General features: G+C 36.0%; 9 protein-coding genes and 1 pseudogene. 5 read left to right on the top strand and 5 right to left on the bottom strand.

The genetic code is table 11. The features are described from left to right. Window positions 1-3: 3 nt before the first annotated feature. Complete coding sequence (locus U0021_RS09185; protein ID WP_205276493.1) at window positions 4-432, top strand: Y-family DNA polymerase; 429 nt, start codon at window positions 4-6, stop codon at window positions 430-432. Between the two features lie 158 nt (window positions 433-590). Here the strand turns inward: U0021_RS09185 and U0021_RS09180 are convergent, their stop codons facing one another. Both U0021_RS09180 and U0021_RS09175 read right to left on the bottom strand, forming a co-directional pair. Then, window positions 591-1,967 carry a UvrD-helicase domain-containing protein gene (locus U0021_RS09180; protein WP_114799999.1) on the bottom strand — a complete coding sequence of 459 codons (1,377 nt, stop codon included), beginning with the start codon at window positions 1,965-1,967 and terminating at the stop codon, window positions 591-593. After that, complete coding sequence (locus U0021_RS09175) at window positions 1,960-3,684, bottom strand: ATP-dependent nuclease (protein WP_114799998.1); 1,725 nt, start codon at window positions 3,682-3,684, stop codon at window positions 1,960-1,962. The genes U0021_RS09180 and U0021_RS09175 overlap by 8 nt, the downstream gene beginning before the upstream one ends. Before the next feature lie 233 nt (window positions 3,685-3,917). Here U0021_RS09175 and U0021_RS09170 point away from each other — a divergent pair, with 233 nt between their 5' ends. Genes U0021_RS09170 through U0021_RS09155 form a run of 4 tightly spaced genes read left to right on the top strand, consistent with a single transcriptional unit; the run spans window position 3,918 to window position 12,954 of the window. Then, window positions 3,918-5,093, top strand: a complete 1,176-nt coding sequence (locus tag U0021_RS09170; protein WP_114799997.1) for a restriction endonuclease subunit M — start codon at window positions 3,918-3,920, stop codon at window positions 5,091-5,093. 38 nt (window positions 5,094-5,131) lie between these two features. Then, complete coding sequence (locus tag U0021_RS09165) at window positions 5,132-6,838, top strand: site-specific DNA-methyltransferase (protein WP_205276492.1); 1,707 nt, start codon at window positions 5,132-5,134, stop codon at window positions 6,836-6,838. Window position 6,839: 1 nt separating this feature from the next. Continuing rightward, window positions 6,840-10,118 (top strand): DEAD/DEAH box helicase family protein, encoded by a 3,279-nt coding sequence (locus U0021_RS09160; protein ID WP_114799995.1) that lies wholly within the window; start codon window positions 6,840-6,842, stop codon window positions 10,116-10,118. Window positions 10,119-10,122: 4 nt separating this feature from the next. After that, complete coding sequence (locus U0021_RS09155; protein WP_114799994.1) at window positions 10,123-12,954, top strand: SNF2-related protein; 2,832 nt, start codon at window positions 10,123-10,125, stop codon at window positions 12,952-12,954. Window positions 12,955-13,203: 249 nt separating this feature from the next. Here the strand turns inward: U0021_RS09155 and U0021_RS10000 are convergent. The 3 genes and pseudogenes from U0021_RS10000 to U0021_RS09135 form a co-directional block, all read right to left on the bottom strand. After that, window positions 13,204-14,094 (bottom strand): annotated as a pseudogene (locus tag U0021_RS10000) (IS256 family transposase). 181 nt (window positions 14,095-14,275) lie between these two features. Continuing rightward, a complete protein-coding gene (locus tag U0021_RS09140; RefSeq protein ID WP_114799993.1) occupies window positions 14,276-15,568 on the bottom strand; it encodes a DUF3100 domain-containing protein in 1,293 nt (430 codons plus the stop codon). 23 nt (window positions 15,569-15,591) lie between these two features. Further along, a complete protein-coding gene (locus tag U0021_RS09135) occupies window positions 15,592-16,764 on the bottom strand; it encodes a M20 aminoacylase family protein (protein ID WP_227538669.1) in 1,173 nt (390 codons plus the stop codon). Between the last annotated feature and the right edge of the window lie 8 nt (window positions 16,765-16,772).

Raw genomic sequence — 16,772 nt, 5'->3', positions numbered from 1 at the left:
AAAATGTACGCCTTAATTGATGGTAACAGCTTTTACTATTCTTGTGAGCAAGTATTTAGACCCGCCCTAAAAGAAAAAGCGGTTGTTGTTTTATCCAATAACGATGGTTGTGAGGTATCACTCACTGCACAAGCCAAAGCTTTTGGCATTAAGATGGGTGTGCCTTACTTTCGGGTTAAGCATGTTGTGTCTCAAGGTTTATTGTTTGCTTTTAGCAGCAATTATGAACTGTATGGCGACATGTCTAATCGCATGATGAAAACCATTGAAAGTATCGCGCCTGCTGTTGAGATTTATTCGATCGATAAATGCCTTGCACAATTAAATACCCTGAATGATTTACAAGGTCTAGGTACGCAGATTAAGCAGCGTATCATGCAGTGGGTAGGCATACCCACATGTGTTGGCATTGCCCCCCCGCTAAGACATTAGCTAAATTCTGCAAAAAAAACATTAAGCACTTTGGCGGGGTTGTGGCGTGGACTGATTGGTCTTTTGATGTACAGCAGCGCGTGGTTGGGTAAGCTTTTTTATTGCATTCTAGCTTAAATTATTTTCACAGCCAAACAGTCCTTTATCACAATATATTTTTATACGAAAAACAAGCGTTTTTCAGCCCTAGTACACGCTACATAAAACATTTTGGCACTTCCACCTATATTTCTAAAATCATTTTTTTGCAAAACGACATTTCTAAATTCCAACCCTTTAGCAGAATGTATGGTCATTGCAATATTTTGTGTTTTATCTAACTGATAAAATTGTCTTGTAGTATCAAGGTTGATACACTCGATAACTTCTGCAAAATCACTGCGGTTTATTAGTCCAGCATGATCATTTAAAGATTTTAATGTATCAATACATAGATTATTTTTAAAGTCTTGTATCAATTTTCTAGCTATATTTGTATGGATATCGGATAAAAATTTGTCTTTAAAGTATACCTCTTCAACTGATTTTGAGAAATACAATCTTAATAATGAATCTAAATAATTTTGATACTGCGGATCTTGTTGGTTTTCAATAAAATTAGGAAGTTTTACCAAAACCAAGTCAAGCTCTTCAATAATACTCTGATTTTTTCCTGTGCTCCAAAATAAAAAACACAATCCTTCATTATTAAATTTTTCTTCACTAAATTTATCAACAATTGTTTTAGCAGTTTTCGTGACAAATACTCCGTATACAGTTCCATCCTCACAAGATATGCTGTTTTCTTGTGGAATAGTATAGTTTTTTGCACAAGCATCAATCAATGAATGACAACGAAAATTTCGACTTAATTGATAAATTCTATCTTTAAAGTGTGGATTATTTCTCATACTTTGAAATTTTTCCGAACTCGCCCCCCTAAATTCATAAATGGTTTGCTGTGGATCGCCAGCCAAAACAACTTGTATGCCATAAGATAAAAACAACTTTACAATTTCATACTGTAAACTATTATTATCTTGTGCTTCATCAATGTATATTGCTTCAAATTTTGTTTTTAAGTATTTTCTGATATATTCATTTTTTTCAAGGCATTCAATTGCGTATTCAAATAAGTAATCTTTCTCTGACCTCATACCACTAGATGTCATAATTTTTCTATCAATAACGTTATTTAACCACTCTTCTAAACTACTTGAGCTATTATCTGGATTAAAATCAAATAAGATTTTTTGGCTTCTAAAATATTCATTAAACGCCAATACATGATGCAACAAGAATGAATGAAATGTCATCGCAATAATTTTACTTCCATTTAGTTCTTTTACTTTTTTCAAAATATCACCAGCACTTTTGTTAGTAAAACTAATAATTGCAATATTTTTCCAAGGTTTAATTCCTTTGGTCTGATTGATTGCTCTTCTAACCAATGTATTGGTTTTTCCCGAACCCGCATTAGCAATAATCATGGCTGATGAAAATCGTTTTGGCTCAACGATATCTTTTTGCTCATCTGTTAGATTAAAATTATTCATCAACCAAATCCTTTAAGCATTTAAAGTTCTCATGATAAAAGATTTTATTAGCTTCAGCATGTGTGGCATTTTTGGTAAATTCCCACATATTTATCCATTTTGACTCCTGCAAATCTTTAACGAATTTATCGTCTTTATCAAGACATATTGCCAAATCATGCTCCAAATCAATTTTTGATAGATATATTCCTAAGCGAGAAAACTCATCAAAACAATTTTTATTGCTTAAAATTTTGTTTCTAAAATCATCTTTTGCTTCTAAAATGGTAGATTCTGATGCATTAGGTCCCAAGGCAACATTATCTAACTTTTCTTTTTCTTCGCAATCACAGAGTAAATTGAATAAATCAATGCAACGATTAAATCCTAATGCGGTTAATTCATCTTTTCGTGAAACTTTAGCAATATCATTATCTGTTTTAATAATAATCTTAATACCTAATCCTTTTAATATTTGAATATATTTATCAAAATAGATGCCCGCAATACTTTGTACAATGATATCTGTTCTATCGCACCCTAATGTATCTAATACCCATTCAAAAAGCAATTTCTCAGATGGCCCCTCAACCAATAAGACTCTATTAACGAATAAACATTGTGCTAAATTTTCCATTAAAATATTTTTAAGGTTATTATAATCATCTGTTATTTTGGCAATTTCTGAATTTATCTCTATTTTCCCGTTTCTTTTAAATAGTCGAATTAAATTAGCCTCATCACTAATTTTAAAAAATAATTGTGGTGAATGGGTAACCAAAAATAAATAAGGGCTAAATCCTTCATTAAAAATAGTTTTGGATAATTCAATCTGTGATGAAATAAAAAGATGATTTTCAGGTTCTTCAATTAACAAAATTGGAATCTTTCCATTGGCAGCTTGCCCCTTATTTAGCAGATAACTTATAAGAGAATACATTACCTTCCTGACTCTTCCATCACCTGATGTAGGGTATATTTTTGCTTCAACCTCACATTCTTCATCCTTTGCATCGTACATATAAATATCTAAATTATGATGCAAATCACCAAAAGTATGATTTGGCGATATTTTTATTTGATAATTTTTATCAAATAATACAAGCTGTTCATTTAAATCGGATTCCATGGTTTTTACTGTGGACAGCTTTGATATCTCAGCATTGATTGACTTATTTAACTCTCTTATTGTTTGCTCAATATCTTTATCATCGACATGCTTATCATGATTACCTAATAATTCTTTTTTGAATTCTTTAAATTTAGATATCATATCATTTTGCGATGGAATAAATACGCAATAAAAAGTATCATCTAACACGGTGCGGTTTAACCCACGCATAGGAACTGCTAACAAGCTTTCATTCTCAGATCCCCAGTGCAAATTACTAATATATTTATTATCTTCTAACTCAATGGACAATTTGATTATAAAATATTGATTATCATCTACACTTGCATTTTCAGCCCTGGCAATAATAATATCTTTAAATTCACTCTCTTCTGATATATCCAAATAACAACATATTTCTATAGGTTTAGATGTATTGCAGGTATGGAAATCTGTATCGAAAATTTGACTATTTCTTGCACGGTGATCAAATAGTAAGCGTAAAGCATAAATTAAATTACTTTTGCCAACATCATTCATGCCAAAAATTAAATTTTTATTTGATAATTCAATTTCAGAATCATCAAAATTCCTAAAATTTTTGATTTTTAATTTTTTGAGCTTCATACACTGCCTTTAATCCACTACAAATCAACGGGTGCCAATCTTCAATTCTATCACTTCTACTTTTTATCACAGAATAAAAAATATCACAACTTCAACAATAAGATTACCATGATCATAATTAAAACTTTAAGAGGAATCTATAACAGCCTGACGAAATACCAAGTGAATACCATCTCGCAGACATGGTATTTATAGTATAATAAAATACCACAACTCTAAACATAGGAACCGCCATGACTGCCTTATTCGAACTCACCAGCAAACTCAAAGAAATCTTTCAGATTGACCGTGCCGATTTGGATTTTGGCATTTATCGCATTTTAAACAGCCGTAACGAACAGATTACCCACTATCTAAACCACACCCTGCCAAAAAACGTTGCCGACAAACTTGCCAAAAATAGTGACATGGAAACGGCGGTTTACCGTCACTTATTGACTTTTTTTAGCCGTTATTATGAAGAAGGCGATTTTATCAGCCAGCGTCGTTACAAGGGCGATACCTACGCCATTCCCTACAATGGTGAGGAAGTAATGCTACATTGGGCAAATAAAGACCAGTATTACACTAAATCAGGTGAAAACTTTGCCAATTACCGTTTTGATTTGGCGGACGGACGACAAGTCTTTTTTAAACTAAACACCGCCGATACCGCCAAAGACAACCAAAAAGACAACAAAGTAGAGAGAGTATTTGTAGTAGCCGAAGACAGCATTGTTGAAAGTGAAGATGAATTTGGCGACGTAATCACCCAAGCCATTACAGCCATTAGCGAAAGCGATGACGGTAAGGTTTTGACCATTTTGTTTGACTACACGGCTATTAAGGATGCCAAACAAACACAAGCAAAAGATAAAGATACTGAAAAAGATAAATCCATTAACGGACAGACTGTTCAAACTTTGTTAGCCAATCCGATTATTGGTAAAAATTGGCAAATACTCGCCCAAAAAGAAGGAACAGAAAATAATAAAGAACGCTCGCTATTACGCAAATATTTGGACGACTACACCGCCAAAAACAAAGCAGACTATTTTATCCATAAAGATTTGGGTGGATTTTTAAAGCGTGAATTGGATTTTTATATCAAAAATGAAGTGATGAATTTGGATGACATTGACAATGCCCAAACCGCAGACAATATTGCCCAAAATTTACGCCTAATCCAAACACTTCGTCACATCGCTCATGACATCATCGCCTTTTTGGCTCAATTAGAGAATTTCCAAAAACGACTTTGGGAAAAGAAAAAATTCGTTGCCGATTGCCACTATCTCATCACGCTGGACAACATTGACGAAAAATTCCACGCCGAAATTTTTGCCAATCAAGCCCAGCTTGATGAGTGGCAAAATCTATATGGTTTAACAAGTGTTACCCCCCCCCCCGAAAATCCTATCTTGTTGTAAATACAGCACTTTTTCCTAAATCCTTTCAAGCTAAATTATTGGCGACTTTTACCGATTTGGATAACGAAATCAACGGTACAATCATTCATAGCGATAATTTCCAAGCCTTAAATTTATTACAAGCCAAATATCAAGGGCAAGTCAAATGTATTTATATTGACCCGCCTTATAATACGGAAGATGACCGTGCGAAAGGGAAATTTATTTATAAAGATGGTTATCCAAGTTCTACTTGGGCTTCTATGATTTACGATAGACTGCTAGCATCAAAAACATTATTAAATCAAACAGGCATTATTTTTCAAAGTATTGACGATAATGAACATTCAGAGCTTAAACTTATATCTGATAAGATATTTGGATTTAAAAATTACTTAAGTTCATTTATTAGAAAAACAAAATCAATGACTGGTGATGATAATAACGGTCTTAATATTCAACACGAATATTTAATTTCTTATGCTGTAAATAAAAGTTGTTTAAAGATTTCTGGGGAAGAAAAAACTTTAGAAGGTTATTCCAATCCAGATAACGACCCAAATGGGGATTGGTGTTCAGGAGACCCTAGTGCCAAAAGTGGTGGAAGCTCAACATATTTTCCAATTAAAAATCCTTATACAGGATTGGAGGATTATCCGCCACAGGGTAGATATTGGGCATTTTCACAAGAAACTATGCAAGAATATATAAGAAATGGACGAATTAAATTTAAGGAAAAATATAGTCCTAAAAACCGTGGATTTATTTTCAAAAGATATGCCAATAATCTAACTAGTAATTTTATGCCTGTTGGAACTATTTTTTCTGTTGATAATGATTATATGAATTCTGTTGCAACAACAGAAAATAAAAATATATTTAGTGGCTCTATGGATTTTGATTATCCAAAACCAAAAATATTTGTGCAAAAGCTAATACAATATTCCACAGAAAAAACAGACCTAATCCTAGACTACTTTGCAGGCAGCGGTACAACCGCCCACGCTGTTATCAATCTGAATCGTGAAGATGGTGGCAATCGCAAGTTTATTTTGGTGGAGCAAGGCGAATATTTTGATACGGTGCTAAAACCCCGCATTCAAAAAGTCATTTTTGCCAAAGACTACAAAGACGGTAAACCTGTGGCGGATAAGGACGGACAATTTGGAGGTATCAGTCAAATGGTCAAAGTCCTAAAACTAGAAAGTTATGAAGATACGCTCAATAATTTGGTTCTGCACCAAAGTGATTTGCTTGGCAATTTACCCCAAAATGCCCAAAACGACTATTTATTAAACTATATGTTAGACATTGAAAGCCGTGAAAGCCTGCTGAACGTGGCGGATTTTGCACATCCATTTGATTACGAATTAAACATCAGTGCCAATAGTGCAGGAGCATTTGTCCGCCAAAAAATTGATTTGGTAGAAACCTTTAACTACCTGATTGGGGCGACTGTTTTGGGCATTGATGACCGAAGAGATAGTAAAGGCTATGTGGAGATTGAATGTCGATTGCCACGCCAAAATGACGATGAACGCACACTGATTTTTTGGCGTGATTGTGACAAATTGGGCTATGACGAACTAAAAACAATGTTTGTTGTACGCAATATCAACCCTAAAGAAAGTATTTATCAAGAGATTTATATCAATGGTGATCACACGCTAGATACGGTATGGGAAAGTGCGGACGGTGTGCAAAGCACCCTGAAAGTCAAATCTATTGAGCAAGAATTTTTGACATTGATGTTTGGAGCAATCTAAGATGGCAAAAGCAACCAAGACCAAACAGACCAAATTAGACTTTCATCAGCATTTGATTTTAAATCGCTGGCTATTATCACTGTTTAATGTGGATAAACTACAAGATTTTTTTGGCAAAGAGCCCGAACGTTTTGAAGGCGTGTTAAACGGCAATACGCTGTTTTTGGACGAGATTCTGTACGGACAATTTTTCCGTTTGCATAACAGTCTATTAACGGCAGAAGAATTACGCAATTATGACTTTAATATTGTCAAACATTGGCAAAAAATCACCGAAAAACGCAATCAAAAAGACGGCTTTGAATTGAAAATGAAATATTTTCAGTATTTAAGTTTGCTGTTTACTGAAATTTATTTAGATTGGTATTTTAATAAACCGCACGATTTATTAAATGCTTTAAATCAAGCCAAAGCCGATTATGAATTGAATGTTAAAGAAGCCAAAACATTCCCATCCTTTGATTTGACGGATTTGTCCAGTCTTGCTTTTTGGAACGCCACAGGCAGTGGCAAAACATTGATTATGCACGTTAATATTTTGCAATATCAGCATTATGCCAGAAAAATAGACAAAATCATTGTTATCACTACCAATGAAGGATTGTCTAAACAGCATTTGGACGATTTGCTGCTATCGGATTTTTCAGCCAGCCTGTTTGATAAAAATGCTGGGCAGCTCATGAAATCTGATGTGGAAATTATTGAAATTACCAAACTGGCAGACAAAGACGGCGATAAGACCGTAGCGGCGGAAAGTTTCTCAGGAAATAATTTGGTATTGGTTGATGAAGGTCATCGTGGCAGTAGTAACGAAACGGGTCAGTGGCTAAAAAATCGTGAAATCGTCAGTCGAGGTGGTTTTTCGTTTGAGTATTCGGCAACGCTTGGACAAGTGGTCAGTGGACGCAAAAACCCATTTTTTGAAAAATACGCCAAATCGATTTTGTTTGACTATTCTTATAAATATTTTTATCAAGACGGCTTTGGCAAAGAAAGCCTGATTTTAAATTTAAATAAAGAGAATAACTATTTTGAAGAGCACGAAAAATTGTATTTAACTGCCTGCTTATTGGCATTTTATCAACAAAAATATTTATTTAAAGTGCATCAAAGTGAAGTAAGTCAATGGAATATTGAAAATCCTTTGATGATTTTTGTGGGTAGCAAAGTCGCCATAAAATCATCTCCTGGGCAAAAAGACAACGAATCTCAGAAACTAGAAAAATCAGACGTATTAAAAGTAGTAAATTTCTTGGCATATTTTGTCAATTACACCGATGAAGTCATTGGTTTTTTAAAAGACTTGATTGGCAATACTGCACGCCTTGTCAATGATAAGGGCGTGGATATTTTTAAAGGCAGGTTTAATCCTTTAACGCATTTTCAAGGCAAAGAAAACGAGTTGTATGCCGATATGCTTGATAAAATGATGAATGCCAAACATAAAGCCCGTTTACGATTGACGCACCTAACAAAATCGGACGGCGAATTGGCATTGTCATTGGGCGAAAATGGCACACCTTTTGGTGTAATTAACATTGGCGACAGTGGCGGATTGTTCAAAGCAGCTGAAAATTCTACCGATTTTGATTGCGTCAGTGATGATTTTAATGAAGGTTATTTTGGACAAATTAACAGTGATAAATCGCCCATTAATATTTTGATTGGCTCAAAGAAATTTACCGAAGGCTGGTCAAGCTGGCGAGTTTCTACCATGGGCTTACTCAATATTGGTAAAAATGAAGGCAGTCAAATCATTCAGTTGTTTGGACGTGGCGTACGCCTAAAAGGGCAAAATATGTCATTAAGACGCAGTGTGCCAAACGAACGCCCCAAATCGTTTGATTTAAAAAAGCTAGAAACACTCAATATTTTTGGCATCAATGCCAATTATATGGACGCATTTCGTGAGTATCTGTCAGATGAGGGCATTGATACAACTGAAGTTATTACCATTGAGTTTGATAGCCGCGCCAATTTACCAAAAGATGTGGTGTTGCAGACTCTATCGCTTGACGATGCTTACAAAGGCAATCGTGAAAAAAGCTTTAAACGCACCGAAACTGTCACGCTGTTTGATATTCCCGATAAATACAAAAACATCAGAGCTCCGATGGCAGTTTTAGATTTATATCCAAAAGTTCAAGCCATTGCCAGTCGTGATAACGCCATAAAAATTAGCGAAAATCAAAAAGAAAAAAACAAGTTAAACACCCTGGTTTTTGAATTCATCAACTGGGATAGGATTTATTTAGCATTGTTAAATCACAAGATGTGGCAATCCCTCAATAATCTTAAATTAGATAAAGACAAAATCAAACAATTTGCCCAGCAAGGCGATTGGTACAAATTATACATTCCAAGCGGCGAATTAACTATTCATCACTTTGACGACATCATCAAACAAGAGAATATTTTATTGGACTTGCTGATGAATTATTTGGACGCCTTTTATAAGAAACTAAAAGGCGCTTATGAAGGTCAATATTATAAAAAACAAGTCATTGACCACAGTCACAAAGCATTATTGGAAAATTATGTTTTTGATATTCGCCCCAATGAAGATGACGGCGTACCAAACTATGAAAGTAAATTAACCGAATTAGAAGATTGGGTAGGAAGTGGCAATTTGGCGAAAGTGATGGGATTTCGTGATAGCCATGTCAATGCCATTTGTTTTGACAGACATTTATTTTATCCAATCATTACCCTAGATAATAAAGACAGTCTGCCGTTCTCACTCAAGCCTTTGTTAATGGAAGCCAAAAGCGAACGCAAGTTTGTGATTGATTTGCAAAACGCTTGCAATGCAGGCAAATTAAAAGATTGGATTGGTGATAAAGAGCTGTATTTATTGCGAAATGCATCCAATAAAGCCAAAGGTTTGGGGTTTGCATTGGCTGGCGATTTTTATCCTGATTTTTTGTTGTGGCTGGTTGATAAACATAACCAAAAACAGTGGTTGACCTTTATTGATCCCAAAGGTATTCGCCAATTATCCTTTGATGACCCCAAGTTTATGTTGTTTGATGAATTAAAAACACTTTCAGACAACCTTAAGCTAGACAATCTCATTTTAAACAGTTTTATTTTATCCATTACGCCAAGTAAGGATATCACAGAAACTGGAGCATTGAATCATTTTGGCAAAACCTATACAGAATTTGCCCAAAAGCATATTTTGTTTATGGAGCATATCAATGGCGTTGATTATCTGGAACATCTATTTAAAGCCATCTTGGCTGATGATTATTTAGAAACGATAAATTGGGAAACATAAAGAGATGAACATCACATCACACCAAGCCAAATATTTTGCTAATGCTATTTTATGTCAATCTGACAATGGCGTAGAACGCATTACGCAAGGTTTATTTAATGCCAAAGTGGATTTGAATCCACACCAAATTGATGCTGCTATTTTCGCCTTACACAATCCTTTGGATAGAGGTGTATTATTGGCAGATGAAGTTGGTTTGGGTAAGACCATTGAAGCAGGCTTGGTGTTGTGTCAATTATGGGCAGAGCGTAAACGCCAGCTTATTATTGTTTGTCCTGCTGTGCTTCGCAAACAATGGCAAAATGAATTGGCAAATAAATTTGGACTGCCAAGCATTATTTTTGACAAACACATGCTAAAAGATTTTGGCAATGATGAGTTTAAGTTTCTATCTGGTCATATTGGAAAACAGATCATCATTACTTCTCACCATTATGCCAGTAAATTTGCTGATACTTTGGCAGGGTATTATTTTGATTGCGTGATTATTGATGAAGCCCATAAATTAAGAAATGCTCACCGCAACAGCAATAAAATGGGGCGAGCTCTCAAAGCGGCATTTCAAGGACGCAAAAAAATTCTTTTAACCGCCACTCCCTTACAAAACAGCTTAATGGAATTATATGGCTTATCCACTTTGATTGATGATGAAATGTTTGGCGATGAGAAGGTCTTTCGACGTGAGTTCATTAATAGACAAAATAACGATGAGTTAAAAAATCGCTTGCAGGCTGTGGTCAAGCGTACTTTGCGAAAAGATGTAAGCGAATACATTCGCTACACCAAACGCCATACCATTACCCAAAATTTCTATCCCAGTGATGACGAACAACGACTTTATGAGTCCATTTCTGAGTTTATTGGGCGAGAAAATACTATCGCCCTACCCAGAAGTCAACGCCATTTGATTGGCTTGATTTTACGCAAACTACTGGCATCCAGCCCCTATGCTGTTGCTGATACATTACAAATCATTCTAAATCGTTTATTGGCACTAAAAAAACAACAGCAAACGAGTGATTTATTGTCCCAATTTGATGATATTGAGAGCGATTTGATTGGTGAGTTTGATGAATGGGAGGATGATAGCAGTGATGACAACAGTAATGATGATTTAACAAATTTAAATCAAGAAATAGCCCAAATTCAATCTTTTATCAAGAAAACTCATGAATTAAAAAACGACAGTAAAGCCCAATCCTTATTAACCGCATTGGCAACAGGCTTTGATAAGATGAATGAATTGGGCGCAAAGCAGAAAGTGATTATTTTTACTGAAAGCGTCCGCACGCAAAGCTATTTATTTGATTTTTTAAGCAATAACGGCTATCGGGATAAAATCGTTTGTTTTTCAGGCAGTAATAGCAGTAAATACAGTCAAGCCGTCTATCAAAAGTGGCTAAATAATTTAGATAATAAGCATAAAATCACAGGTTCAAAAGCTGTTGATGTTAGAACAGCACTCATTGATGAGTTTGAACAAACAGCGCAGATTATGATTGCCACAGAATCAGCCTCTGAGGGAGTGAATTTGCAATTTTGCTCTTTGCTTATCAATTATGATCTGCCGTGGAATCCGCAAAGAGTAGAACAAAGGATTGGACGTTGTCATCGTTATGGTCAATTATTTGACGTGGTTGTGATTAATTTTTTAAACAAACGCAATGAAGCCGATCAAAGGATTTTGGAATTACTGGGCGAAAAATTTAAGTTATTTAACGGCGTATTTGGTGTTTCTGATGAAATATTAGGGCGTATAGAAAGCGGTATTGATTTTGAAAAACGGATTAACCAAATTTATGATAAATGTCGTACATCCGATGAAATCAAAACCGCTTTTGATGAACTGCAAAAAGAACTGGAAAGTCAGATTGAGGCAAATCTAGAACGAGCAGGCAGTCAAATTTTGGATTATTTTGACGAAGATGTGCAAGAAAAACTAAAACTGCAATTATCAAAAAGCCAGAGACTGTTGGACAAAACCAGCCGTTATTTCTGGTTGGCCACACAATTTGCTTTAAATAATAAAGCTAATTTTGATGAAAAAAACGGAAGTTTTTATTTGCACAGCCCACCAAAAGGCTTTCAGGCTGCCAATTATGTTTTACAAGCTCAAAACGAGCAAAAAGGACATGATTATCGCCTACATCATCCACTTGGTGAGTACTGCTTGTCTGTTTGTCAAAATGCGCACACTCCAATCGCTTCGCTATCCTTTGATTATACCAATCATCATAGCAAGCTATCTATTATTGGACAAAAACAAGGACAATCAGGCTGGCTTTGGGTAGATAAAGTTGGTTTTTATGGTGAAAAACAGACACACGAAGAAATAGTTTTTACCGCCTGTACCGAGCAAGGTGAATGGCTTGACGATGATTTTTGTCAAAAATTACTGAGTATTCAAGCACAAAGCGATGAATCTAATAAAGTATTTCCAGAGAATTTGACACAAAATGCCAAGCAAGCCATCACTGCCCTAACCGCACGCCATAGTGAAAGCCAAAGTATTTTATTAAAGCAAGAAAGTCAAAGACTGGATAAATGGGCGGAAGATAAAATTAAAGCCAGCGAACAAGAGGTTGCCGATATTGATGAAAAAATCAAGCAGATTAAACGCGATAAAAATCAAGCTAGAAATTTGGAGGAATTGGCACGAATAGAAACCGAGTTAAAAAATATAGAAAGACAACGACGTCGTTTACGTCAATCTTTATTTGATGTTCAAGATGAAATTGAAGAACAGCGAGATGAATTGTTTAGTAGAATACAATCTCAATTGACCCAAGATACAAAGGTTGAACATCTATTCACTATACATTGGGCAATAAATTAATCCTCTTTTCTGAAGTTATACTTGGTGCAATAAAATAGCAGTGCTAGTCATGGTAATATACGGCATGGTTGGTTCTTAATGTTAGAAGCCCTGGCATTGCATTGTTTCCTGCAGAAAGCAATGCAATGCCTTTGAGTTCACGCTTATAGGAATTCTATTTAATTATTCCACTACAAATCGACAGCTAAAAAGGTGCATTTATAAAAAATTCACAGGGCCTTTCCCACATTCTGTGTAACTACCACTGGGTTAAAGATAAGGTTCAAATCTATCACCAGATTCAATCATAAAAAGATTAAGAGCAGAAGTCCAGTTGCGAATTGGCACTATCCATTTTTTTAGACGCATTTTGGATAGCCAAGCAAATCACCTTTCTGCCTGAATCATCAGAGGGAAATACCTTGCGCCTATTCTCCGCTGAGCGTCAGCACGCTGTTTAGTGATTCAATGGCATTGGTGGTATAAATAGCTCTTCGAATGTCTTTGGGGTAGTTTAAGAATGCTGAAAGCCCCTGCCAATTTGCTTGCCATGATTTGACAATTTGCGGATATTTATCTGCCCATAGTTTATCAAACCGCTCAAGATTAGCCAGGGTCAAAGCTTCAGTGTCTGCGCCATAAATTGATTTTAAGTCACAGGCAATGGCTTTACGACCTTTATAGGGCACAAACTTCATTGAATAGCGAACCATGTACACTACGCACAATTAAACTTGCGTATTTGGATACACTGTTGTGATTGCCTCACTAAAGCCTTTTAATCCATCCACACAAGCGATTAGAATGACTTTTAGCCCACGACTTTGAAGTTCAATCATGATACCAAGCCAAAACTTAGCGCCTTCATTTTCAGACAACCGCATGCCCAGTATCTCTTTTTTACCTTGCAAATTAATGCCCAAGGCCAAGTAAATTGTTTTATTGACAATACAACTGTCTTGACGCATTTTTACCATTGTGTTTGTTGCTCTGTTCTGACTTCACGTGTTTATCATAGCCCAGATGCTCTCTCATCTCTACCTCTAGACTGTTGTTAATAAACTGCTGAAGCATGAACTTATGTATGGCTTTAAAATCATCCATGCTGTTTAAGTGCCCAACCATTTGAGTGGTCAGTTCATTGAGTTTGTTATCGTACATTGCTTAATCTCCTGTTGGAAATATTATAAGCAGTTACACAGATTTGGGGAAGGGCTCGAAAACCTATAGACAGCAAATCAACAAAACCGTGAATAATCAGTTGAATTCACAAATAAAAGCAGCCAAGTGGCTGCTTTTTAGCGGTGGTTTTTTACAGGTGCTACATAATGGCGTAAATTAATCATAATAATGCATCTGCAATAACTACTGAACCTAAATAGGTTCCTGTGAATGTCAATAATGCAATCATTATGATTTTGATGCCAGATTGCTTAAACAAGCTTATTTCAGACTTGGAGATCGCCATACCCGCATATGCTAGAGCTGGTGTTATTAAAGGCAATAGACCAAGTTTGTCTGTTTCTGCTATTACATAGTCAGCCATTGGCATAAATGGTAATGCGATAAAGATTGCCGCAATTGAAATCCATGCGATATTTGGCACACCGATAGGAACTATCTTTTTAACAAAGATACCGATCAAGCAGCAAACAAATAGAATAGCCATACCTGGCAATGCCTCAATTGGAGACGTTTTTGTACCAACCCAATTGACGATTAGTAATAACGTGCAGATAAAAACAAGACCTGTAATTAATTGTGCTAATGAAATAGAAACTTCGTCATTATCTGCGGTACCAATTTCCTCGGTTACAAAAGAGGCTGACTGAGTCTTTCTCAATTTTGACGATACATTAAATAACCATTCTGCAAATGGCAGCGCTATAAAGATTGAAACAAACAATCCGGTTGCATAAGTTAGTAGGTTGCTTGAGGCTGCAAATGCAACAATATCCTCTTTATGCTCTGGAAGAATCTCAGAAAGTGCTGCAGAACATGCACCCATCATACTTCCAGAACCAACACCGCAAGCCATAGCTAAGGCGCGAACATCAAACAAATTCCAAGAAGCAACCACGCCTGCCATAATTGAAAAATAAATTGCTCCAAACAGTGTTCCCATTACATAAACACCCATGACACCAATACCTTCCGGTGTTTTTAATCCAAATCTGTCAGCAATCAAGGCAATATTCGGCTCCCGTGCAATCGAGTGTGTGGCACCAATTGATTCACGCCCCATGCCAAAAACCAAGACAGCAATTGGCATTGCAAACAAAACTGTCGCCACATTACCAATTTCCTGGAGAATCAGAGCGGGACCAGCTGCAATAATCTCGTTAATCTTAGGTCCGATACCGACTGCGAATTTGGCTATAAATGGCATAAGGCATATCAAAATCCATTGACCCGCAACCAAATTACCATTTTTTCCAACCAACTGACCTAATGTTGAGTTAATGTTTGGATTAAAAAATACTGAAAATACAAAAGCGTACAACAGTGGCAGCAAAATCATTGTACCAATACCGATATCAAATTTAGCAATCCCAATCCATTCTGCAATACAGGCTAGCACCAAAGCTAGAGCATGTAAGCGCCAATTAAAAAATATCGAATTTGAAATTTTCATATTTACGTCCTTTAAGTTGTTATTTATAACTTTAACCTACCCTCAGCCAAGCTAATCCATAACTTAATTCCGATAGGTAGCGCATTATCATTAAAATCATAATATGGGTTGTGTAATGCCGTTGAAGGTTTATCGGCTTCATCAACGCCAAGCCAAATATAAGCACCTTTCTTATTATTCAACATAAATGAAAAATCTTCAGAAGCCATAGTTGGTAAAACATCTGAAAAAACTTTATCTTCCCCAAATGCTAATTTAGCAAGATGTCTTGCTTCGTTGGCGCAATCTGGGTCATTAATGGTTGCAGGATAACAATCTTGATAATCCAAGACGCCCTTTACACCAGTTGTATGTTCAAGAGATTCTACATTTGCGATTAATTGCTGCTTGAGGAGTAGCCGCACATCTTCATTAAAAGCCCTAATAGTTCCTTTTAATCTAGCCACCTCTGGAATAATGTTATAAGTGTCTCCACTCTCAAATTGTGTAATGCTTAACACTCCCGAGTCTAGTGGTGAGATCTGTCGAGCAACAATAGATTGTAGTTGATTTACTAACATTGCACCTGCCACAATTGGATCTTTGCCTTGATGAGGCATAGCTGCGTGCGAGCCCACACCTTGCAGCCGAATGTCGAAAATATCAAACGATGCCATCATTGAGCCATCATTAATACAAATATCCCCAAGCGGTCTACCAGGCCAATTATGTAATCCGTATATCTCATCAATGGTAAAGTTTTCAAACAATCCGGCCTCTACCATTGCTTTCCCACCCCCTTTGTTTTCTTCAGCAGGTTGAAAAATAAAATAAATCGTACCATCAAACTGACCATATTCAGAAAGGTATTTTGCAGCCCCAAGCAGAATTGCCGTATGGCCATCGTGACCACAGGCATGCATCTTGCCATTATTGATCGAACAATACCTTAAATCATTTAGCTCCTGCATTGGTAATGCATCCATGTCTGCACGGATTGCAATACTTTTATTTGAGTTGCCTTTTTTCAACACGCCAACCACACCTGTGTTGGCAATATTTTCATATACTTTAATATTACACTTTGTTAATATATCCGCAACCATCTTTGCTGTATTAAATTCTTCAAATCCAAGCTCAGGATTGGCATGTAGATACTGTCGCCATTCACGAACTTCCTTTAAAAAATTTTCAGACAACATCTCATATGACTTCATAATTACTC

Source organism: Moraxella canis, assembly GCF_034424565.1.
GTDB classification, from domain to species: domain Bacteria; phylum Pseudomonadota; class Gammaproteobacteria; order Pseudomonadales; family Moraxellaceae; genus Moraxella; species Moraxella canis.
The sequence above is the reverse complement of the archived record's forward strand: the minus strand, read 5'-3'. Positions and strand labels throughout refer to the sequence as shown.

Excerpts from the sequence above, each read along its gene's own strand:
- U0021_RS09140 (WP_114799993.1), bottom strand. The coding sequence starts at position 15,568 with ATGAAAATTTCAAATTCGATATTTTTTAATTGGCGCTTACATGCTCTA.
- U0021_RS09185 (WP_205276493.1), top strand. The coding sequence starts at position 4 with ATGTACGCCTTAATTGATGGTAACAGCTTTTACTATTCTTGTGAGCAA.
- U0021_RS09160 (WP_114799995.1), top strand. The coding sequence starts at position 6,840 with ATGGCAAAAGCAACCAAGACCAAACAGACCAAATTAGACTTTCATCAG.
- U0021_RS09155 (WP_114799994.1), top strand. The coding sequence starts at position 10,123 with ATGAACATCACATCACACCAAGCCAAATATTTTGCTAATGCTATTTTA.
- U0021_RS09175 (WP_114799998.1), bottom strand. The coding sequence starts at position 3,684 with ATGAAGCTCAAAAAATTAAAAATCAAAAATTTTAGGAATTTTGATGAT.
- U0021_RS09170 (WP_114799997.1), top strand. The coding sequence starts at position 3,918 with ATGACTGCCTTATTCGAACTCACCAGCAAACTCAAAGAAATCTTTCAG.
- U0021_RS09135 (WP_227538669.1), bottom strand. The coding sequence starts at position 16,764 with ATGAAGTCATATGAGATGTTGTCTGAAAATTTTTTAAAGGAAGTTCGT.
- U0021_RS09180 (WP_114799999.1), bottom strand. The coding sequence starts at position 1,967 with ATGAATAATTTTAATCTAACAGATGAGCAAAAAGATATCGTTGAGCCA.